Source organism: Carboxydothermus ferrireducens DSM 11255, from assembly GCF_000427565.1.
In the GTDB taxonomy this organism is placed as follows: Bacteria; Bacillota; Z-2901; order Carboxydothermales; family Carboxydothermaceae; genus Carboxydothermus; species Carboxydothermus hydrogenoformans.
In genome coordinates, this window is sequence record NZ_ATYG01000001.1 from 113826 (window position 1) to 135896 (window position 22071).

24 protein-coding genes are annotated in these 22071 nt (G+C 40.8%); 22 read left to right on the plus strand and 2 right to left on the minus strand.

What is annotated here, in order from left to right:
• Window positions 1-15 precede the first annotated feature (15 nt).
• The gene (locus CARFE_RS0100665) at window positions 16-1851 is read right to left on the minus strand and encodes an APC family permease (protein WP_028051376.1); all 1836 of its coding nucleotides are present in this window, start codon (window positions 1849-1851) and stop codon (window positions 16-18) included.
• 283 nt (window positions 1852-2134) lie between these two features.
• Here CARFE_RS0100665 and CARFE_RS0100670 point away from each other — a divergent pair, with 283 nt between their 5' ends.
• From CARFE_RS0100670 to CARFE_RS0100710, 9 genes are read left to right on the plus strand one after another with little or no spacing between them, the layout of a single operon-like run.
• A complete protein-coding gene (locus CARFE_RS0100670; RefSeq protein ID WP_028051377.1) occupies window positions 2135-2473 on the plus strand; it encodes a winged helix-turn-helix domain-containing protein in 339 nt (112 codons plus the stop codon).
• Window positions 2474-2477: 4 nt separating this feature from the next.
• Window positions 2478-3002, plus strand: coding sequence for a chromate transporter (locus tag CARFE_RS0100675; protein ID WP_028051378.1), 525 nt, complete (start codon window positions 2478-2480; stop codon window positions 3000-3002).
• A gap of 11 nt (window positions 3003-3013) precedes the next feature.
• Complete coding sequence (locus CARFE_RS0100680) at window positions 3014-4030, plus strand: molybdopterin-binding protein (protein WP_028051379.1); 1017 nt, start codon at window positions 3014-3016, stop codon at window positions 4028-4030.
• A gap of 10 nt (window positions 4031-4040) precedes the next feature.
• Window positions 4041-4589 carry a YqeG family HAD IIIA-type phosphatase gene (locus tag CARFE_RS13755; RefSeq protein ID WP_011343554.1) on the plus strand — a complete coding sequence of 183 codons (549 nt, stop codon included), beginning with the start codon at window positions 4041-4043 and terminating at the stop codon, window positions 4587-4589.
• The gene (aroE, locus tag CARFE_RS0100690; protein ID WP_028051380.1) at window positions 4567-5415 is read left to right on the plus strand and encodes a shikimate dehydrogenase; all 849 of its coding nucleotides are present in this window, start codon (window positions 4567-4569) and stop codon (window positions 5413-5415) included. Before CARFE_RS13755 ends, aroE begins: the two co-directional genes overlap by 23 nt.
• 53 nt (window positions 5416-5468) lie before the next feature.
• The gene (gene aroC, locus CARFE_RS0100695; protein WP_028051381.1) at window positions 5469-6623 is read left to right on the plus strand and encodes a chorismate synthase; all 1155 of its coding nucleotides are present in this window, start codon (window positions 5469-5471) and stop codon (window positions 6621-6623) included.
• A 52-nt stretch (window positions 6624-6675) separates the two neighbouring features.
• The gene (locus tag CARFE_RS0100700) at window positions 6676-6900 is read left to right on the plus strand and encodes a sulfurtransferase TusA family protein (protein WP_011343557.1); all 225 of its coding nucleotides are present in this window, start codon (window positions 6676-6678) and stop codon (window positions 6898-6900) included.
• 15 nt (window positions 6901-6915) lie between these two features.
• Window positions 6916-8082: a YeeE/YedE family protein gene (locus CARFE_RS0100705; protein WP_028051382.1), complete on the plus strand. Its 1167-nt coding sequence runs from the start codon at window positions 6916-6918 to the stop codon at window positions 8080-8082.
• A 59-nt stretch (window positions 8083-8141) separates the two neighbouring features.
• Entirely contained in the window at window positions 8142-8615 is a 474-nt protein-coding gene (locus CARFE_RS0100710) for a hypothetical protein (protein ID WP_028051383.1), read from the plus strand.
• 30 nt (window positions 8616-8645) lie between these two features.
• On the opposite strand, the gene CARFE_RS0100715 is transcribed toward CARFE_RS0100710, so the two are convergent.
• Window positions 8646-9551: a selenium metabolism-associated LysR family transcriptional regulator gene (locus CARFE_RS0100715; RefSeq protein WP_011343560.1), complete on the minus strand. Its 906-nt coding sequence runs from the start codon at window positions 9549-9551 to the stop codon at window positions 8646-8648.
• Window positions 9552-10004: 453 nt separating this feature from the next.
• Between CARFE_RS0100715 and aroB the strand changes: the two genes are divergently transcribed.
• The 13 genes from aroB to CARFE_RS0100780 all read left to right on the plus strand — a co-directional run bounded on the left by aroB (window position 10005) and on the right by CARFE_RS0100780 (window position 22029).
• On the plus strand, window positions 10005-11594 hold the full coding sequence (gene aroB, locus CARFE_RS13760; protein WP_051250063.1) for a 3-dehydroquinate synthase: 1590 nt from the start codon (window positions 10005-10007) through the stop codon (window positions 11592-11594).
• A gap of 61 nt (window positions 11595-11655) precedes the next feature.
• Window positions 11656-13362: a GspE/PulE family protein gene (locus CARFE_RS0100725; RefSeq protein ID WP_028051384.1), complete on the plus strand. Its 1707-nt coding sequence runs from the start codon at window positions 11656-11658 to the stop codon at window positions 13360-13362.
• Between the two features lie 21 nt (window positions 13363-13383).
• Window positions 13384-14472 (plus strand): type IV pilus twitching motility protein PilT, encoded by a 1089-nt coding sequence (locus CARFE_RS0100730; RefSeq protein ID WP_028051385.1) that lies wholly within the window; start codon window positions 13384-13386, stop codon window positions 14470-14472.
• Between the two features lie 97 nt (window positions 14473-14569).
• Window positions 14570-15778: a type II secretion system F family protein gene (locus CARFE_RS0100735; RefSeq protein WP_028051386.1), complete on the plus strand. Its 1209-nt coding sequence runs from the start codon at window positions 14570-14572 to the stop codon at window positions 15776-15778.
• Window positions 15779-15864: 86 nt separating this feature from the next.
• On the plus strand, window positions 15865-16311 hold the full coding sequence (locus CARFE_RS16640; protein WP_051250065.1) for a type II secretion system protein GspG: 447 nt from the start codon (window positions 15865-15867) through the stop codon (window positions 16309-16311).
• A 57-nt stretch (window positions 16312-16368) separates the two neighbouring features.
• On the plus strand, window positions 16369-17118 hold the full coding sequence (locus CARFE_RS0100745) for a prepilin peptidase (protein ID WP_028051387.1): 750 nt from the start codon (window positions 16369-16371) through the stop codon (window positions 17116-17118).
• Window positions 17091-17543 (plus strand): pilus assembly FimT family protein, encoded by a 453-nt coding sequence (locus tag CARFE_RS13770; protein WP_011343567.1) that lies wholly within the window; start codon window positions 17091-17093, stop codon window positions 17541-17543. Before CARFE_RS0100745 ends, CARFE_RS13770 begins: the two co-directional genes overlap by 28 nt.
• A 9-nt stretch (window positions 17544-17552) precedes the next feature.
• Window positions 17553-17927, plus strand: coding sequence for a type IV pilus modification PilV family protein (locus CARFE_RS0100755; RefSeq protein WP_154652692.1), 375 nt, complete (start codon window positions 17553-17555; stop codon window positions 17925-17927).
• A 4-nt stretch (window positions 17928-17931) separates the two neighbouring features.
• Window positions 17932-18444, plus strand: coding sequence for a PilW family protein (locus tag CARFE_RS0100760; protein ID WP_011343569.1), 513 nt, complete (start codon window positions 17932-17934; stop codon window positions 18442-18444).
• Between the two features lie 11 nt (window positions 18445-18455).
• Complete coding sequence (locus CARFE_RS0100765) at window positions 18456-19670, plus strand: hypothetical protein (RefSeq protein WP_028051389.1); 1215 nt, start codon at window positions 18456-18458, stop codon at window positions 19668-19670.
• Between the two features lie 18 nt (window positions 19671-19688).
• Entirely contained in the window at window positions 19689-20744 is a 1056-nt protein-coding gene (pilM, locus tag CARFE_RS0100770; RefSeq protein ID WP_028051390.1) for a type IV pilus assembly protein PilM, read from the plus strand.
• A complete protein-coding gene (locus CARFE_RS0100775) occupies window positions 20737-21267 on the plus strand; it encodes a PilN domain-containing protein (RefSeq protein WP_028051391.1) in 531 nt (176 codons plus the stop codon). Before pilM ends, CARFE_RS0100775 begins: the two co-directional genes overlap by 8 nt.
• A 12-nt stretch (window positions 21268-21279) precedes the next feature.
• Window positions 21280-22029 (plus strand): type IV pilus inner membrane component PilO, encoded by a 750-nt coding sequence (locus CARFE_RS0100780; protein WP_028051392.1) that lies wholly within the window; start codon window positions 21280-21282, stop codon window positions 22027-22029.
• The last annotated feature ends 42 nt before the right edge of the window (window positions 22030-22071 follow it).

A 22071-nucleotide genomic window follows, 5' to 3' on the forward strand; every position in this document is an offset into this window, starting at 1 on the left:
CGGCTTTTTGAAGTATTAGTCAGTTAGGTGGTAAGGAACGCTGGTTACTAAAACATTTTTTCTAAAAAGCAGTAAAGTCTTTAGCTTAAAACCGGTTTGGTTATGAAGAAGAAAATGCCACCATTTATGAGGGACAAATTCGGGAATAACCACCATAATAAAGCGGCCTTTTTCTACCGCTCTGTGCTCCATATGGTTGATAAATCTTAAAAGTGGGCCGTAAACATCCCGGTAAGCAGAAGTAATGACCAGTAGTTTCGCCGGGACTTTAAATTTTTCCCACTTTTCTTCAATTTTTGCTTTGCTTTCCTCATTAAAAGCAATGTTGATAGCTATTACATCCTCCGAGATAGAGCGGGCGTACTTAATAGCGTTTAAAACTACTTTATTAAAACTTGCTACAGGAATAATTACTAAGGGTGATTGGTTTTCAGTTTTCCAGATATCTTCGGGTATCGAAACCACTCTTAATTGTTCGGCTATAGCTAAATAGTGACGTTTAATTTTGGAAAAGAGAAGAATCATAAGCGGGATTAAAATAACAACAATCCAAGCGCCACCCAAAAATTTAGTGGTAGTAATTATTATTGAGGCAATACCGGTGGCAATAGCTCCGAGACTGTTGATTAAAATATTAACTTTCCAACCGCTTTCTTTTGTTTTATACCAGTGCTTAATCAAACCTGCCTGCATTAAGGTAAAGGAAACAAAAACCCCTACAGCGTACAGAGGGATTAAAGCGTGAGTATCGCCTTTAAAAATAATTATTAACAGAGAAGAAATTACTCCTAAGATTACAATACCATGACTGAAAACTAAACGGGTTCCGAGAACCGAAAGGATTCTTGGCAGATAACCATCTCTGGCCATTAAACAGGAAAGACGAGGAAAACCGTTAAAACTGGAGTTTGCTGCCAAAAACAAAATTATAGCTGTGCTGGCTTGTACTAGGTAATAAAAAAGGGTTTTCCCAAAAATTATCCTGGCGATTTGCGAAACAACTGTTTCGCCAACTTTAGGGATAACATTTAAGTTATAGGCGAGGTAGGTTATTCCGAAGAATAACGTTCCCAATAAAAGGGCCATCCAAACCATAGTGATGCGGGCGTTTTTGTCTTCAGGCGGGAAAAAAGCCGGAACGCCGTTAGAAATTGTTTCAACTCCGGTAAGAGCGGTACAACCGGAAGAAAAGGCTTTTAACAATAAAAAAAGAGTTAAGGGGGCAAAACTTTCTGCCGTTGGAGTAACGGGTAATGGAGTAAGTTGACCAGTAATAAGTTTATAAGTTCCCACTCCTATTAAAATAAGAAAAGTAAAAATAAAGGCATAAGTAGGAATAGCAAAAAAGGTACCGGATTCACGTATACCTCTAAGGTTCATAATAGTGATAAATAATACCGTTAACACGCCTAAAATTACCCGATAGGGGTAAAGGGAAGGAAAAGCTGAGGTAATAGCAGCAATACCCGAACTTACACTAACAGCTACAGTTAAAATGTAATCAACTAACAATGATGACCCGGCAATTAATCCCGGAACCTGACCTAAATTTTCTAAAGATACTACATATGCTCCGCCGCCATTGGGATAAGCTAAAATTCCCTGGCGGTAGGATAAGGTTAATATTCCTAAGAGAAATAAAATAGCAATTGAAATGGGAAGAGATAATTTTAATGCTACGGGACCGGCAGCTATTAAAACGAGTAAAATTTCTTCGGTCGCATAAGCAACCGATGATAAAGCATCAGAGGAAAAAATTGCTAAAGCTTTGATTTTGGTTAAACGTTCTTCAGCAATTTTTTCTGTCCTGAGTGGAGAGCCAATTAATAAGTCTTTTATGCGGTAATTCATAAAACCTTCCTCCTGAAAATTTTTTGTTTCGCTACAACAATTAATTAAACTACTTTCATGTTTAAAAATAAATCTTAAAAATTAAGCAAAATGAACGAAAGATTTTTAAATAACCATCATTTTATTAATGATTAAATTAAGGCCTTTTAAACATTGTTATTTTATGAAATTGCGTGATTTTTAAACTACCGCCTTTTTTTAAAGAACTGATTTAGCCATATTTATGTATTTACAAAAAAACGTTTTTTCGATATTCTTAAATCAGAATATCGGAGGTGGAAACTTGCGTTTAAGAAGCAAATTATGGATTGTAACCGATGAGAGGGAAAAATTGTTTGGTGATGGACCGTATCGCCTGTTATTAGGAGTGCAAAAGACTGGTTCTTTAAAGCGGGCTGCCGAAGAACAAAAGATGGCTTACAGTAAAGCGTATATGATGATAAAAGCCTTGGAACAAAGGCTTGGAATAAAACTTTTAAACTTTTACAAAGGCGGAAAAGGGGGCGGAAGGGCTGAATTAACCGGGGACGGACTTAAGCTTTTAGAAAAATATGGGGAATTTCGCAACCGTGCCCAGGATTATCTGGATGAATTGTTTGCGGCTTATTTTAAGGAGGAGTAAGGTAATGCAGTCAATAATTAATTTATTTTTGGCTTTTTTAAAAGTAGGGGCGTTCTCCTTTGGGGGAGCGTACTCTTTAATTCCCATAATTGAAAGGGAAGTGGTGGAACATTACCGGTGGCTGACCAAAGACGAGTTTATGGAAGTACTGGGAATAACCCAGGCTATTCCGGGAGCAATTTCCGCCAAATTTGCTACCTATACCGGTTACAAAGTTGCAGGTATAACAGGAGTGGTTGTTGCCAATATTGGTAATATTCTACCACCGGTTTTATTAATGCTTAGCTTAATCGGGATACTATTTAAAATTGGCAATCATCCGCTAACTAAAAATTTTATAAAGGGAGTAAAATACGGTACCTTTGCGATGGTACTGGGCTTTGGGGTTTCAATGCTTTTAAAGACAAGTTTTGCCGTAAAAGGATATATAATTGCTGCGCTGGTTTTTACCGCGGTAGCTTTTTTTAATTTTGATCCCGCTTTAACCATTGTTGGAGCAGGAATTTTAGGTATAATCTTATTTAAATAGAGGTGGAGATAATGAAAAAAGTTCCGGTGCAGGAAGCGGTAGGGATGGTATTGTGCCACGATATAACCAAAATCGTTCCGGGAGAATTTAAAGGTCCTGCCTTTAAAAAAGGCCATATTATCCGGGAAGAAGACATTCCCGAACTTTTAAAGTTGGGAAAAGATCACATTTACGTCTGGGAAGTAAAAGAGGGAATTCTCCACGAAAACGAGGCAGCCCAGAGAATTGCCCGGGCAGTTGGTGGAGACCGGTTTATTTTTACCGAACCAAAAGAAGGAAAAGTTAATCTTTTAGTAAAGGAACGGGGACTTTTCAAAGTCGATCGCGAGGCTTTATTTGAGATAAATATGTTGGGAGAACTTATGGTTTCTACCCTTCACACCAACCGGGTGGTAGGGCCCGGTCAGTATGTGGCCGGCACCCGGATTATTCCCCTGGTGATTGAAGAGGAAAAGATAAAAAAAGTAGAAGAGATCTGTCGGGATAAAAAGGTTTTAGAGGTAAAACCCTTAGCCCAACCAAAGGTAGGGGTTGTTAATACCGGTAACGAAATTTTTTATGGCCGGATTGAAGACAAGTTTACACCGGTGTTAGCGGAAAAGTTAAAAGCTTTTGGGTTAACAATAGACATGCATCTTAAAGCGCCCGATGATGTCGAGAAAATCGCCGAAGCCATTTTAAAACTAAAAGAAGCGGGTATGGAGCTAATTTTAGCTACCGGTGGAATGTCGGTAGACCCCGATGACCTGACGCCGGGAGGAATTAAGAGAGCCGGTGGCGAAGTAGTAGTATATGGGTCGCCGGTGCTTCCCGGTGCTATGTTCCTGTATGCTCTTTTGGATGGAGTACCGGTTTTAGGACTTCCCGGTTGTGTCATGTACAGTAAAACCACCATCTTTGATTTGGTTCTTCCCCGGATCTTAGCCGGGGAAGTATTAACCAGAAAGGATATTGCGGCCTTAGGACACGGAGGCCTTTGCCTTGAGTGTCCGGTGTGCACCTACCCCCATTGTCCCTTTGGAAAATAAAGGAGGAAATATGTTAAACTATTTTTGGCCGGATTTATACTTAGAAAAGGTTACTGTACTGGATGAAGAGCTCTTAAAAAAATATAATTTAAAAGGAATAATTCTTGACCTTGATAACACCATTTCCCCCTGGGGGGAGAAAACCATTCCCCGGGATGTGGTTAAATGGGTGAAAAAATTGCAGGAGTTTGGGATAAAGTTTTGCCTGGTTTCCAACAACAGCAACGAGCGGGTGCGGGAAGTGGCTGTTTTTCTGGGTATCCCCTATGTAGCCCGGGCCATTAAACCCCGGCGGCGGGCGTTTTTGCAGGGAGTAGAGCTTATGGGGCTTAAACCGTCGGAAGTGGCGGTGATAGGAGATCAGCTTTTAACCGACATAATTGGAGCCAAAAGAGCGGGGTTAATGGCAATCCTGGTAACGCCTATGGCTTCCCGGGAGTTTATCGGAACGAAAATTAACAGGTTTATCGAAAGTTACCTTTTAAAACGACTTTTACAAAAGGGTCTGAAAATATACGGACCTCAGGGGGGATTAAATGGCCATGCGGATAAACGGTGAAACCAAACTAACGGGGATAATCGGTTATCCTTTAAAACATACCCTTTCCCCTCAGATGCATAATGAAGCTTTTAAGGCCTTAAATTTAAATTACCTGTACCTGCCCCTGGAAGTTGTTGAAGAAAGCTTGCCCCAGGCCATCTCTGGCTTAAAAGCTTTTAACTTTCGGGGAATTAACGTAACCATTCCTTACAAAGAAAGGGTTTTTCCTTTTTTAGATGAAGTAGCAATGGAAGCAAAAACCATAGGTGCGGTAAATACCATCGTCCATGACCGGGGAAGGCTTATTGGTTACAATACCGATGCCCCCGGCTTTTTATTAAGTTTGAAGGAACATGGTGTTGAGGTTTTTAGGAAAAAAGTTTTGCTCTTAGGAGCGGGGGGGGCGGCGCGGGCGGTAGCGTATGCGCTTTTAACCGCCGGAGCTGAGCTTATCATTGCTAACCGCACCAAAAGAAAGGCGGAGGAGTTAGCTAAAGACTTCCGGGGAGTCGGGGAAATATCCGAAATTCTTGAACTTGGCGATAAACCCATTTCCCTTGCGCCTTATCATATGGCGGTTAATACTTTGCCCCTGGGAATGCATCCTTTTGAAAACCAGATGCCGGCGGTGGATTTTACCGGCGTTACTTCCGATTTTGTGGCTTACGACCTTATTTATAACCCTACCGAAACTAAATTCCTGAAAGCTTCTAAAGAAAAAGGTGCCAGGACAATAAACGGCCTTTCCATGCTGCTCTGGCAGGGTGTTCTGGCTTTTGAAAAATGGACCGGGGTTAGCCCTCCGGTTGAGGTGATGAAAAAAGCTATCGGGCTTTCTTGTTAAAGAGCCGGGAATCAAGTAAAATAGAGGTAAATTTTACTGATGGGGGTTGTGCGATGTTTCGGTATTTAACTTCGGGGGAATCCCACGGTGAAGGATTATATGTGATTTTGGAAGGAGTGCCGGCAGGACTTAAGGTTGACCTTGATTACATAAACCACGAACTTTCCCGCCGGCAACTGGGCTATGGCCGGGGGGAGCGGATGAAAATAGAAAAGGATGAAGCGCAAATTTTAACAGGCGTCCGGGGAGGCTTTGCTACCGGAGCACCTATTACCATAAAGGTTAAAAATCGGGATTATGAAAACTGGGAGAAGTTTATGCGGACCACCGGAGAAATCGAACCGGGAAGGGAGGTTACCGTGCCTCGCCCGGGTCATGCCGATTTAGCCGGGGGGTTAAAGTACGGTCATAAAGATTTAAGGAACGTTTTGGAAAGGGCTTCGGCCCGGGAGACGGCGGTCCGGGTAGCTGCGGGAGCAGTTGCCAAACTTTTTTTGGCGGAGTTCGGAGTTCGGATTTACAGCCATGTTTTGCGCATTGGTTCGGTGGAAGTGGAGTATCCCGGAGGTCTTCCGGAAGAAGAGCTAAAAAAAGCCGATGAACACCCCCTGCGTTGTCTTGACGCCCAGGTTGAGGGACGGATGCTCAAATGGGTGGATCGGGCCCGGGAAAACGGGGATACTTTGGGTGGCATTTTTGAGGTGGTGGTGTTTGGGCTACCCCCGGGCCTGGGAAGCTATGTTCACTGGGACAGAAAATTAGATGGCCGTCTGGCCGGAGCATTAATGGCCATTCCTTCGGCCAAAGGGGTCGAGATTGGCGATGGTATAGCTCTTGCCAATATTCCCGGACGGATGGCGGTGGATGAGATTTATTACGAAAATGGCCACTTTTACCGGAAAACCAATAGAGCCGGAGGGTTAGAAGGCGGAGTAACCAATGGCATGCCGTTAATAGCCAAAGTTTCCTTAAAACCCATTCCCACTCAGGTGAAGCCCTTAAAATCGGTGGACATCGTTACCAAGGAAACAAAGCCGGCTCAAGTGGAACGGTCGGACATAACAGCCGTTCCGGCGGCGGGAGTAGTAGGGGAAGCAGTTACTGCTCTGGTATTAATGGAAAGCTTTCTTGAAAAATTTGGCGGTGACCGAATTGAGGAAACAAAAAGAAACTATCAAAATTATCTTCAATCTATAGCCAATTATTAGAAGGAAAAGAGAATTTTATAGCGAAAAGTTATTATTATAGAAAGGTGAAAAAATGAACAAGCGCTTTATAGACTGTCTTGGGGAAATGTGCCCCATACCGGTGATAAAAGCCGAAGAAGAGTTTAAAAAGCTTAATCCCGGTGAAAGCTTTGTTTTAGAAACGGATCATAGCTGTGCTCCTTTATTTATAAAAAAACAGTTAAAAAAATATAAATGCAAAATTAAAGTAAAAGAAGTTGATTTTGGCATCTGGCAGGTTACGGTCGAAAAGTGTTAAGGAGGACTAAATCCTTTGCAGACCGAAAAGAGAGCTTATTATTTATCGGTAATACCGGGTTATTTATTATTGATAGGTCTGGGGATAGCGTTATCTATCGTAAATCCTGCTATGCTTTTGTATTATTTTTTGGGTATGGGCATAGGTTTTGCCATGCAAAAAAGTCGGATTTGCGTGGCATCAGCCTTTAATGATTTATTTTTGTTTAAAAATCCTGTCGGTATGAAAAATCTTTTTTTCTTAATTTTATTTACCACTGTAGTATTTGGTAGCCTGCAGTTTTTTTTACCAACGCATTTCGGTAAGGGATCGATTTACTATCCCGGACCCTTTAACCTGTTAGGCGGTATTTTATTTGGTTTTGGCATGGTCTGGGCTGGCGGTTGTGCCGGGAGTACCCTGGTAAGGATGGGGGAAGGCCAATTGGCGGCCTTTTTAACCTTTATTTTCATGTTTTTCGGTACCTTTTTGGGAACATATCTTTTTAACTTTATCTGGGAAATGGTAATTTCCTTTAAACCCGTTTATTTACCGGAAACTTTAGGATGGTTAAACGCTATTTTATTACAGTTGTTTTTAATAGTCTTAATAATCTTAGTGTTTTATTTTTGGGAAAAAAAACAGGAAGATTTGGCAGAAGTCGAGTTAGAATGGGAAGATACTCCCTTTTGGAAAAGACCCTGGCCTTATCTGGTAGGGGCTTTGTTTTTTGCGGTATTTAGTGGACTCATCTTTTATTTTTCGGTGAAAGTGTGGCGGGTTAATACCGTCTTTTCCTTCTGGGGTTTATGGCTCTTAAAAAGTCTCGGAATAAACATTGAAAACTGGAAGTTTCTTGCTTTATCAAGCCACCGGCAAATTTACGAAAATGGTTTTGGGGCACTTGTTTTTAACTTTGTTAATTTTGGTGTTATCGCCGGAGGCTTTTTAGCTTCTTCAATTTCTGGAGAATTTAGGATTCGCAAAATTCGAAAACCAATCCAGTTCTGGGGGAGCATTTTAGGTGGTTTTTTAATGGGTATAGGTGCCCGTTTATCCTTTGGTTGTTCCATCGGAGCTTTTATCGGAGGAATAGCTTCCTTTTCCCTGCACGGTTGGTTATTTTTTGCTGGCTTACTGGTAGGGGCTTTTTTGGGAACCAGGGGATTAAAATATTATTACCTTAAAGCAGGAAAAAATTAAGATAGCTCGAATATTTATAAGCGTTGCGGATAAAGTGGCTTTTGGAGGGATGGGGTAAGATGAAAATAAAGAAAGTAATTGCCCTTTTAGCTGTGATTGTGTTAACGTTAGCTTTTACTCAGGGTTGTGGTTTAAAGAGAGAAAGTAAGCTTGTAAAGATATATAAGGAGCTTGATTTAAAAGATTTTAAAAGCCAGGAGTTAGTGGGGGATAAAAATAAATCGGAGAAGCTGGCACGGGAAGTTTATGTAGAACCCCAGCTATCCAGGGTTTTAAAGTATTTAGAATTCCTACGGAAAAATGACACGAAGTTTATTTTATATAAAGTTGATTATAAAAAAATTGAAATTAAAGAGCAAAAGGATGATATGGCAAAACTGTTAGTGGAAAGTGAAGTTACCGGCGATTTCTTCACCATAAAATATCCCGAGAAAAAGTTAGATTCGTTAGTGGCGAGACCTCTTAAATACGAAATTACTTTAAAAAAGGTCAACGATAAATGGTACATTTCCGATGCCAAACCTTTAAGTTAAGGGCTGAAGGCAAGCGCTTTCAGCCCTTTTTTAACAGAAACCTCGTTCTTTGGGAGAATTAATAAAAGCTAAAAACTTTTTCTCCAAAAGGGAACGTTTTTTATTTTTTAGCGTAATAGCTACAAAAGGATGAAGCAGTGATATATCTTTAACTTTGATAGACTTTAGACTTCCGGTTCTAAGTTCTTTTTTTACCGCAAACCGTGGGAGCAGCGATACACCTTTTCCCGATTCCACCGCTACTTTAATAGCATCGATGCTGTTTACCTCCATTACGATGTTTAAATCGGAAATATTAAGTCCTTTTTCTGCCAGAGCTTTTTCGATAGTCTGCCTGATACCCGATCCTTTTTCGCGAATGATAAAGGGGAGAGTTCTTAGTTCGTCAAGGGTAAGAATTTCTTTGTTCTTATAAGAATTATTATTGGGGACTACTAAGACAAGCTCATCGTAAGTTAAATGAGAAGAGATAAATTCGTTACTTTCAATGTTACTTTCCACTAAACCTATATCAATTTGCCGGTCTAACAGGGCTTCGATAACTTTTTCGGTATTCATAATGGTTAGCTTAATACGGGCGGATTCGTACTTTTCCTGGAAGATGTAAATGCTACAGGGTAAGGCATAACCGCCTATGGTTGAGGCTGCTCCAATCGATAATTCTTCTTCTTCCAGGTTTTTTAAACGCTCGATTTCTTCGTTTAAATTTTTTACCAGATTGCAGATTCGCTTGGCGTAGTAAAGCAGAGTTTCTCCAGCTTCGGTTAATTCAATCCCACGGTTTGTCCGCTCCATCAGTTTAACCTGCAGCTGATTTTCCAAGGCGGCAATTTGCGTGGAAAGGGCAGGTTGGGACAAATGCATTAACTTTGCAGCTTTGGAGATGCTGCCCTGCTCCACGATATTGCAAAAAGCTTCCAATTGGTTTAAATTCACCCGGATACACCCTCCCCTTATTAAGAAGCCAAATAAGTCTTAAAATTCACAAACCTTTTTATAACTTTTTTCGGCATAAGTTTTTAAATTCCTTCTTTTTCATAAGATTTATTTATATAAAACGGTGGGGTTTATCTATAACGTGAAAAGGTGTAAACCGGATAAGGGGTTGTTACGTTCTATCTAAAAAAATATAAAATCAGATTAAGTTTTCTTGGTAATAAAAAAGCAATGATATAGTTCTTTGAGGGGAAATCGCAGTGGATACGGTAGTTCGCAGGGTTAACAATTCACCTCTTTTTTTATGCAAAAGTTGTTGAATTCAGGTTAAAAAAGGCATATAATGAGTTAAAGATGTTGATTTGCCGGATGTTGCTGTGAAGGCGGTAATTGGCAGGATTGGGGGAGCAACTTCCGGCTTTTTTATATATTTTTTAGGAAAGGGTTTTAAAGATGAACATTATCCTGGTAGGACTTCCTGGAGCAGGGAAAACCCATACCGGTAGGATTTTAGCAAGAAAACTTAAAAAAGATTTTGTAGATCTTGACCGGGAGATTGAAAAAGAGACCGGGCTTACCATTAAAGAAATCTTTGCCCGCTATGGTGAGCGTTATTTTCGCCGTTTGGAAGTAAAGAAACTACAGGAACTTTTTAAACTTCATAATGCGGTGATTGCCACCGGTGGGGGAACGGTAGAACGAATGGATGCGAGAAGAAAGTTAAAAAATCTTGGCTTAGTGGTTTATTTGAAAGCGTCCCCGGAAGTTATAATCCGGCGTCTTATTAATTTAGAAAATAGACCAATACTTACCCAGGGAGACCCTTTAGAAAAGCTTTCGGAGCTTTACCGTCGCCGGGACAAGTTTTACCGGGAAGTTTCCGATATTGCAATTAATACCGAAGCTAAGGACTCAAGCGAGGTCGTTGACGAGATCCTAAAATCCTTGACTATTGATGGTTTACGGTTTCCCCGGAAACTTTACATTAATCTGGCTGAAAATGGTTATCCGGTATATTTTGGCGAAAAAGTGGCGTTAAAAGCGGGTGAGTTTTTAAAAGAAAAGGTTACCGGGAAAAAGATTTTAATTGTTTCCCAGGAAAATATCTTTGGTTTATATGGCAAAACTTTAGAAGAAAGTTTAACAAAAGAAGGCTTTAAAACCGACGTTTTTTTTCTTCCCCAGGGGGAAGTTGCAAAATCTATGGAATATATTTTACAGCTTTACGATAAAGCCATAGAGTTTGGACTACGCCGCCATGATACCGTTATGGCCTTTGGGGGAGGAGTAGTAGGAGATGCTACTGGATTTTTTGCTGCCACCTATTTGCGAGGAATCAATTTTGTCCAGGTACCGACAACTCTTCTTTCTATGGTGGATAGCAGTGTAGGGGGGAAAGTGGGGATAAACCTTCCCCAAGGTAAAAACCTGGTAGGGGCCTTTTACCAGCCCAAAGTAGTGTTAATAGATACTACCTACCTAAAAACTCTTCCCAGAAGGGAAGTGCTGGCGGGATTGGCTGAAATTTATAAAGCGTTTTTAATTGCTGAAGAAAGCCTTGCCGGGTGGCTTTCCGGGGTAAACCTGGATAAGCTTCGTTCAAGGGATTGGCAAAGGATTATTAAGGCGGCAGTAAAAATAAAAGCAAAGGTTGTATCCCTCGATGAACGGGAAGAAGGGTTACGGGCGGTATTAAATTTAGGCCACACCATAGGCCATGCGATAGAAGGTGTAAACGGGTTTTCCGGTATTCTTCACGGCGAAGCGGTAGCTCTGGGAATATTATGGGAAGCCAAGCTCTCTAAAGATTTAGGATATTTAAGGGAGGAGGAATGGGAAAAAATACGGGAGTTTATCGAGAAAAATTATGCTTACTTAAAACTATCCTTAAATCCCGATAGCTTACTTGTTTTTATGGATAAAGATAAAAAAAATCGGGAAGATATCGCTTTTATGCTTTTAAAGAAGATTGGTGAATACCCGGAAAATGTTGAAATAAAGAGAGAATGGTTGCAAAAGTGGTTAACGTTGAATTTTTCTTAAAGGATTTTTGTTTTTTTTGACGAACTCTTAAGGTAAAATCCGATGGGAGTGCGGAGCTAAGATGAGTGAAGCGAAAGATGGCAAAAAAACCAAGAGACTGGGTGATTTTTTAGTAGAAAATGGGCTTATTACCGAAGAACAATTACAGAAAGCTTTGGAGTATCAGAAAAGAACGGGAGAGCGCCTGGGACAAGCTTTGATTAAACTTGGCTATGTTTCGGAACAGGATATCATGGGGGTTTTAGAGTTTCAGTTGGGAATTCCCCAGGTTGCTTTATATAATTATTCGTTAGACCCGGCCTTAATTAAAAGCATACCCGAGTCGCTAATTAAAAGGCATAAGGTAATACCCTTAAAACGCGAGGGCAACCGCTTAACCGTTGCCATGGTTGACCCTTTAAATGTTGTTGCCATTGACGACTTAAGGCTTGCCACCAATTTAGATATTATCCCGGTCATTGCTTCGGAAAAAGAAATTGATGCCGTTATTAACCGTTTTTTTGGCGCTATTGATTTAAACGAAACCATTAAGGACATAGAAAAAGCGGGCGAAGAGCCGGAAGTAATAAAAAATGAAGAGACAGAAGAGGTTTTGGTTGATGAAGCGCCGGTGGTGCGACTGGTGAATTCCCTCTTACTGCAGGCGGTAAACCAGAGGGCGTCCGATGTCCATATTGAGCCTTTTGAAGATATGGTAAGAGTACGCTTTAGGGTAGACGGTTTTTTAAGAGAAGTTATGACTTTGCCCCGGGCGATTAGAAGTTCCCTTACTTCCCGGATAAAAATAATGGCCAATATGAACATTACCGAGAAGCGGCTTCCTCAGGATGGGCGGATTAAGATAAAAGTAGCCAATCGCCAGGTGGATATGCGGGTGGCTACAACTCCGACGTTATTTGGGGAAAAGGTGGTCATAAGACTTCTGGATCAGGAAAATGCTCTTTTAACTTTAGATAGACTGGGACTTTCCAGTAAAAACAGCGAAAGATTTAATAAAATCCTGGCCCAACCCCACGGCATGATTTTAATTGCCGGACCTACCGGAAGCGGCAAAACTACCACCCTTTATGCTGCTTTAAACCAAATTCATGACCCTTCCAAAAATATTATTACCATTGAGGACCCAGTTGAGTATGTTATGCCCGGGGTAACCCAAATCCAGGTTAATCCGAAAGTTGGACTCACCTTTGCGGTGGGCTTGCGCTCAATTCTGCGCCTTGATCCCGATATCATTATGGTAGGCGAAATTAGGGACCGTGAAACTGCAGAAATAGCGGTAAAAGCGGCCAATACCGGGCATCTTGTATTATCTACCATTCACACCAATGATGCGGTTTCTACTGTAAGTCGTCTGGTAGAAATGGGTATTGAAACGTACTTGGTTGCTGCTTCGCTTGTGGGAATAGTGGCTCAACGCCTGGTGCGCAAACTTTGCCCGGAATGCAAAGCTTCTACTAAAATTGGTCCCGATGATCCTGCTTATCATGCCTTAAATCTCGGCCAAGGAGAGACGGTAACCGTTTACCGGCCGGTGGGCTGCCCGGCATGTGAAAACACGGGCTATAAAGGGCGGGTTGGCATCCATGAAGTTTTAATAAATTCACGAAAAGTTAGAAATCTTATTGTCAACGGCGGCTCTTATGATGAAATGTTGGCAACCGTGCGGGAAGAAGGAATGGTCTTAATGTTGGAAGACGGCCGGGAAAAAGTTCTGGCAGGTATTACCGCGCCGGAAGAGATTATCCGGGTGGCCAGTACGGTTAACTAAAAGGGGGCAGGTGAAGTTTTTATGATTAATGAGCTTTTACGGTTAATGGTAGAGTTTAAAGCGTCGGACTTGCATTTAACGGTGAACTTTCCCCCGGCTTACCGGATTCACGGCAATATCCGGCCGCTAACGGAGCTCGCCAGGGAAAACCCTGGTATACCGCAAAGCTTAGCAAGGCTTTTAACCATGAGCGATACCGAAACCATGGCCCGGACGATTATGTCGACTGAGCAGTGGGAAAAATTTGCGAAAATGGGGGAACTGGACTTTGCCTACTCTCTACCGGATGTGGGCCGTTTTCGGGTTAACGTCTTTCGCCAGCGAGGAGCGGTAGCTTTAGTTCTCCGGCATATTAATTCGAAAATATTGTCCTTTAAAGAGTTGGGCCTTCCGGAAGTTATTGCCGATCTGTCCCGGAAAAATCGGGGGATTGTCCTGGTAACCGGTCCCACCGGTAGCGGTAAATCAACCACCCTGGCTTCAATGATTGATTTAATCAATAGTGAGCGAGCCTGTCACATCATAACCCTGGAAGACCCGATTGAATATCTGCATACTCATAAAAAAAGTGTGGTAAACCAGCGGGAAATAGGCAGTGATACCGAGAGCTTTGCCAAGGCTTTGCGGGCTGCGATGCGGGAAGATCCGGACGTCATCCTTGTGGGTGAGATGCGGGACTTAGAAACTATTTCTATCGCGATTACGGCGGCAGAAACGGGACACCTGGTTTTTGCGACCCTGCACACTTCCAGCGCTGCGGAAACCATTGACCGGATCATAGACGTTTTCCCCCCTTCCCAGCAGCAGCAAATTCGCGTACAGCTTTCTACCACCCTTCAGGGGATAATTGCCCAGCAGTTAATTCCCCGGCTGGATGGTAAAGGCCGGGTAGTGGCGGTGGAGGTCATGGTGGCAACTCCAGCAATAAGAAACCTTATCCGGGAGGGTAAAACCCACCAAATCCCTGCCCAGATTCAAACCGGGGCTAAATACGGAATGCAGACGTTAGATATGGCATTAGCAAAACTTTATCAAAATCGGCTTATTTCTTATGAAGAAGCTATTTCCCGGGCCCATGATGCCGAAAGTTTAGCCCGAATGTTATACTAAATTTGGGAAAAGTTTTTGTCGAAGAAAATTACAAAATATATTAAAATATTAAACAAAAGGAATAGTTTATGAAGGTTATAAGGAAAGGAGGAGAGTTATGCCCCAGTACCGGTATAAAGCTAAAGACCTTTCGGGACGAGTGGTTAGTGGTTTGGTAGAAGCGGAATCGGAAGTAGGGGCGAGAAATCTCCTCCGGGAAAAACGCTTTTTTGTCCTGGAATTGAAAAAAAGTGATGGAGCTGTAAATTCCGGATTTTCCTTTAGTTTTCAACGAAAGTTAAAAGCCAAGGATTTAGCCTTAATGGCCAAGCAGTTGGGGACGATGATAGCGGCCGGGGTACCCCTTCTGACGGCGGTCAATGTCCTGTCCCGCCAGGTGGAGAATAAAACTTTGAAAAAAAGCCTCATTAGAATTGAAGAAAAACTTCGTAACGGTAATACCCTTTCCGAAAGCTTGCGGGAGGAGAAAATTTTTCCCGAACTTATGTGCAGTATGGTGGAAGTGGGCGAAGTTGGCGGTGTTTTAGACAACGTCCTTGATCGGCTTTCCCTTCACTACGAAAAGGAAGCCCAGTTAAGCGAAAAAATCCGCTCGGCGATGACTTACCCGATGGTGGTTTTATTTGTTGCCATTGCCGCTGTCTTGGTATTGGTTACATACGTACTTCCGCAGTTTACAGGTATCTTGTTGCAGGCAAATATCGAACTTCCTCTGATTACTCAGGTAGTCATAAAAATAACCAATTTTTTCTCCCAGCATGCGGCAACTATTTTTCTCACTTTAGGTGCAATTATTGGAGGACTTCTTTACTGGTTTTCGACCCCTCCAGGGCGAAAAATCCGGGATCAGTTATCCCTTAATATGCCCCTTATTGGTAATCTGGTTTTAAAAGGGATTATTGCCCGCTTTTCCCGAACCATGGCAACTTTAGTCCAGGGCGGGGTTCCGATGCTTCAGTCTTTAAGGGTGGTGCAAAAAACCCTTGGTAATGGGGAACTGCAAAAAGTACTGGAGTTAGCCGAAGATAAGGTTAGAGAAGGAGAAAGCCTGGCCACTTTTTTAGCCCAGAGCCGTTGGTTTCCGCCGCTTCTAACCCAGATGATGTTAGTGGGGGAAGAAACCGGTCAGCTGGATGCAATGCTTACCAAAGCTGCTGATTTCTATGAAGCGGAAGTAGATGCGGCGGTGGGAAGGCTTTCGTCAATAATCGAGCCGGTTTTGATTTTATTTATGGGTGGCATTGTAGGCTTAATCATTGTGTCCATCATGCTGCCGATGTTTAACATGGTAAATGCGGTTAAATAGTTTTTACCCCCTTTTTTTTCGGGGTAAAAATAATGGGTACTTAATGAAAAAGTTTCATAACTTTGCCGAGAGAGGAGGTGAAAGGGATGAAAATAAGACAAGCCCTTAAGAACCAGAAAGGTTTTACTTTGGTGGAACTGATGGTGGTGGTTATCATCATCGGTATCCTTGCAGCTATTGCTCTGCCGAACTTCTACAAGCAGGCGGATAAGGCCAAAGTAGGAAGAGCAAAGTCGGAGTTGGCTCAGATGAGGAGTATTTTAATTACTTATAAGAGTGAGAAGAATGCATTACCTGCTCAAGATCAATTGGATGAGCTACTAAGTGACAATGGTTTTAATGGTATCCCTAATGACCCTTGGGGAGAACCTTATAAGTATTATGTTGAAAACCCAACTTCTTCTTCAGCTTTCTTTGCTGTTTACTCTTTTGGCGCAGATAAGAAATTAAATGGAAACGATGATATAATTGCAAACGTATATGGAGTTTTTTCTGACAAAAATGCTTCAACCGATTGGAATAAAGAAAAGTAAATTATTTATCGGGCGGGGTTGTCCCGCCCTAATCTCCATTTTTTTCGAGGTGAAGAAGTGGAAGTTTTAATAATCTTTCTTTTTGGCCTTATAATTGGAAGCTTTTTAAATGTAGTTATCTATAGACTTCCCAGAGGGCAATCAATACTGTATCCTCCATCGACCTGTCCAAACTGCGGTCAAAGACTAAAACCATGGCACTTAATTCCAGTAGTAAGCTTTCTCTTGCAAAAAGGTCGCTGTGCTTATTGCGGGGGGAAGATATCTTTTAAATACCCTTTGGTGGAGTTAATCACCGCTTTTATCTTTAGCGTTGTGTACATGAAATTTGGCTTAAGTTTCTTAACTCTAAAACATCTACTTTTTTTTATTTTCCTTATCCCGCTATTTTTTCTTGACCTGGAAAACTATCTCCTGCCGGATAAGCTAACTTACCCTTTATTTCTGGCAGGAATTTTGATAAACCTTATTACCCGGGAGCTTTCCTGGAAAAGCTTAATTTTTGGCGTTATTACCGGTTTTGGCTTACTGTTCCTCCTGGCTCTTATCTCCCGCGGAGGTATTGGCGGAGGGGATATTAAGCTTGCTGCAGGGCTCGGGGCGTTTTTGGGTTTTCCCCTTATTTTAGAGACGCTATTTTTAGCGTTTTTCTTTGGCGGACTTACTGGGATAATTTTGCTTTTGACGAAAAAAAAGGCTCGCGGTGATATGGTACCTTTTGGCCCGTTTTTAATAGGGGCAGCATTTATTACCGTTTTATGGGGAGAAAAAATTATAAAATGGTATTTAAAAATATTTTTCCTGTAACCGAAAAAGGCTTTACTTTAATCGAGCTCATTGTGGTAATAACTATAGCCGGTATAATTTTTTTAACGGCGGCAATTAGCTTAGATTATACTTTAGCAAAGATTACTTTGGCCAATGATGCTTATGCTTTAGCTCAAAATTTACGTCAAACAAAAGAATTGGCCTCAGCGCAGGAAAAGGCTTTTACTTTGTACTTTTTTCAGGAGAATAATAGCTACTTAATCTCGGAAAATTATAAAGCTAATAAACTTTATGTTTTATCTCCTCGGTTAAAATTTATTGCTGTACCGTTGGATCCAGTTACAATTGATTATAAAGGAAGCAGCCGGGCCTTTTCGGTGGAAATGGCTAATAGTTATGGAGTAAAGGTTCGGGTTTATACTACTCCCAGAACCGACCGGATTTGGATTACTCCCTTTTATTAGGTGGGTGGGATGATGAAGGAAAAGGGATTTAGCTTAGTTGAAACAATGGTAGCAGTCCTGCTTTTATTGCTAATTTTAATTCCGTTATTAAATCTTCTTACGGCTAGCAGTTTTTCTTATAATGCTGCTGGCAACCAAACTAAAGCCTTAAATGCGGCCCGGGAAATAATTGAAGAGCTTCGGCTTAAAAGTTACGAGCAAATTAACAATACTTCCGGGGTAACTCCGGACGGTTTTAAATACAGCATAAGTGTTGTAAATAAATCCACTAATCTGAATTTTGCTATTCCCTATAAAGAAGTGTCGGTAACCGTTTATTACCCTACTGGTACGGGGGAGAAGATGGTAGTTTTAACTACTGTGTTCACCCCGCGAAACAGGTGATTTTATGAAAGATAAGGGTTTTACGTTAGTAGAGCTGCTGGTGGTTTTAGTTATAGGCAGTATAATTATGCTGGTTGTTTTTAATTTATTTGTCTTTACCTATAACCTGTGGTTTAAGGGCCAGAAAGCCATTGATTACCAGGAACAGCTGCGCTTTGCAATGGATCGGATGGCCCGGGAAATTCGAACAGCCTCGGCGGTATATAATCCGTATGTAAACCCTCCGTCGCCTGGCACTGCTTATACCCAGGTTTATTTAGTAAATACCGTAAACAACGAGACCTACCGGGTTTATTACTATTTAAACTCTCTTAATAAAACTTTATACCGCAAGGTTTACTATCCAAATAACAACCAAACAACGGACCCTCTGATAAGTGATGTCAATTTTACCGTATATTATTTAGGCTATGATGCGGTTACCAACAAAATTTATAACTTAAAACTCAATCTTAGTTTAATTAATAAACCTTCTGCTACCCTTTCCACTTCGGTGGTAACCAGGGTAACGAGATAGGTGGTGAAATTTTGTTAAAAGATGATAAAGGTTATATTTTATTAACGGTTTTAGTTATTGGTATTATTTTTGCTATTTTAGCCACCGGATTGTTTAACTTATCTTTAAACGAAAAAAGTATTTCTAACATAAATTTAGGAAAGGAACAAGCCTACTATTGTGCAGAGGCCGGACTGGAGCTGGCGTTATACGCTTTAGAAAAAGACCCACAAAAGTTTCTTAGGCAAAATTTAACATTAGACGAATTTAGCAATTTGCCGGTAGGGAATGGTAAAATTGAGCAAGTAACTTCCCAAATCAGTTCGGTGAGTGGAAGTGTATATACAATATTGCTAGAAAGTAAGGGTATTGTGCCTAATGGGGCAAAAAAGACCGTTCAAGCAAGGGTAAAGGTAAGTTTAGGTGCAGCGCAAAATTTAAACCTCAACAATTTTACTTTATTCTTAAATAATAATGAGCCTAATTTAAATTTCAACAAAAAATCCGAAGTTATTGGTAATCTTGTTGTTCCGGGAGATATTGTGTTAGAGGCGGATGATATTACCGGCGCGGTTTATGGTCAAAACGTTACCGTGTTAAGGGGAAAAGGCAAAAGTTCTATTACGATTACTAAAATTTATTACACCAATTCCGTTAATACCAACGGTCTTAATATTCCTACGGAAAAAATTAATAATTTATTTTCAACTTTAAACTTAAATTTTGACGATAGTTATCTGCGATCGTTACCCAATATTGTGGTTTTAGAGACTAATAAGTTCACCTTATCTTCAAGCTATAGCGGAAAAATTGTCTATCTTATTCCAGCTGACCCTGATGATGAGGTAGAAATAGATAATAACTCATCTTATCAGTACAACGGAAACTATTTAATTATCTCTCCCAATACAATTGAAATTGAAAGTAGCTATAGTAGAGCGAACAACAATTCAAATCTTACAATAATATCGGTAAATGGGGATATAAAGTTAGAAAAGAAAATAGATGTCACCGCTAATCTGATTGCCTTGAATGGTAGCCTTGAATATCACGACAATAGCGGAAAAGCAACGGTTACCGGGGTTGTGATGGTAAACGATATTAATAAAAAGGAAAATAACAACAATGTGAAAGCAATGCTAACTTACGACCCGTATAATAATTTAACCAATATTTTACAACCATTTTTAAATAAAAATAGTGAAATTAAAATATTAGAGTGGAAAGAGCTTTACCAAGTTTTTTAGAAAAGGATGGAGGGCTAAGTGCAAAGTTTTATCGGGAAATTTATGGGGAAAAACCGGTATATTTTAGCTTTTGACGCGGGAGTGCGGTATTTTAAAGCTGTTTTACTTAAAGCTGACAAAAAGCAGCCGGAATTATTAAAAACGGTAACTTATCAGATGCCAGTGGAATTTCAGGAGAATACGGTTCGGGATTATATTCCCAAATATTTGCTGGCAGCCAAAAAAGAATTTAACATAGGCAAGGCTAAAGTTATAACTACTCTTCCTGGCAATAAAATTATTTCCCGCATCATCAAAGTTCCTTTAATGAACCAAAAAGAGTTAAATGCCTATCTTGACTTAGAAGCAGAGCAGTATTTACCAGTTCCCGTTAAAGATAGCGTTTTGGCTTCGGTAATTTTGGAAAATGCCGAGGCGGATGATGGAACCAGACAGATGAACGTTTTACTTTCCGCCGCTTCCCGGGAAATTATTATGGATCTTTACGATACGGTGGTTTCTACGGGCTTAAACTTGGATGTAGTCGATCTTCCTTTTCTGGCCTTATACCGGGCGGTATTTTCCCAAATAAATCTGGAAATACCGGTAGCGGTAGTGGATATTGGTGCTGGTAATACCTTGCTAATTATCGTTAAAGACGGAATTTTAAAATTTGTCCGTTCAATTAAATGGGGGGCCAATGCCATCACCCAGATGATTGCAACCAATATGAACCTTGACTTTGTCAAAGCGGAACAATTAAAAGAAGAAAAAGGTGAACTTTTGGCAATTGATGAACACGTAGTTGATCAGGAAAAATTAACTATTGATATAAGCATTCGCCAGGCAATATCAGAACTTATTAACGAAATCCGCCGCAGTATAGATTTTTACCGTACCCAGGAGCGGGGGAATAACGTTGAGCGAATTTTAATTACCGGAGGAGGGAGTAAGTTAAAAGGACTAACCGAACTTTTTGAAAGCCAGCTTGACCTTGAAACCTTTACATTTGCCCCGATGGTGGAGGAAAAACTTGACCCGGCTTTTACTTTAGCCTACGGCCTGGGACTCTGGGGGGTGGAAAGGGATGTATAAAGCTAACCTCCTTCCCCCGGAATTGCAGAAAGATGTCGAAATTAACACGAAAAAACTTGCCCTTTTGGCGGGGATTACTGCTTTAGTTACCATTATAATCTTTTCTTTAATTGGTTTTATGGTTCGCGTTTATTATTTAAAAAAAGATTTGGAAGTTAAAAAGGCCAATATAGTCCAACTGCAAAAAATTGCCCAAAAGGTAAACGAAACGAAAAACGAAATTTCGTTATTGAATAAAGAAAAAGAGGCGTTTTTGGAACTAAAACAAAAGCGACTGGTTTTTACGGTTATTTTAACGGATATTAACTTAAACATTCCTAAAAATACCTGGCTTACCGAAATAAAATATGATCCGGCAACCAGGGAATTATCTTTAACCGGTTCTACCCGGGATTCGGAAGAAGCAGGAATATTTGTTTACAATTTAAACAATTTACCGCATTTCTCCAAAGTACTTTTAGTGCAGACGGTAAGAAACAATACGGGAAATTACGACTTTTCCATAAAGGCAATTTTGAAATAAGGGGATGGTTAAATGCCATTTTGGGAAAAACTTGCCCCGCGGGAACGAATATTGGTGGGAATCGCTCTGGGACTTACAGTTTTTTATTTGTTATACAATTACGCTATTATGCCCAACTGGCAAAAATACCAGGAACTGAAAACCGAGCTTAATACCGTTAACGCCGAATGGGAACGCTTGCAGGGAATTGAAAATGTCTTAGCGACTGAGGTGAAAAATAAGGAGCAGCTGGAGAAGGAGCTCAAAAATATTCGAGCGGAGTTTGATTTTAACGTAGAAGATGGGGCGGGTTTTACCAAACTCCTTGCTTCGGCCAAAGAGAAAAATATAAGACTCCTGGAGTTTAAACCTGGATCGGTAGTGGACAAAAGCTATTATTTTGAATTTCCCGTTGAGATTAAAGTTCAAGGATATTATCCACAAGTGCTGGAGTATGTGGAGTCTCTGGAAAACTTTCCGGACCTTGCGGAAATAAAAAATTTAACTATTTCCTCGGTTCCCGGGGATGTAAGGGGAAATGTGGAAGCCGCTTTTACTCTGGCAATTTACTCAGCTAAAAACCCTGCGGGGTCCCTTATCATTCAAAACTACGAAAAGTTATCTACCGGAAAGTATAATCCCTTTAGGCCCATGTATATTCCGCCGGTAGCTACTACCCCGGCAACTAATAATAACCCGCCTGGGAATAATACTGGTTCTGGGGCAACGGTATCCGGAGATATTTACAACAATAATACCGATGAGGAACCTTTAGTAAAATAACCTTGACCTCGCCTTACTGCGGGGTTTTTATTTTATTTCTTG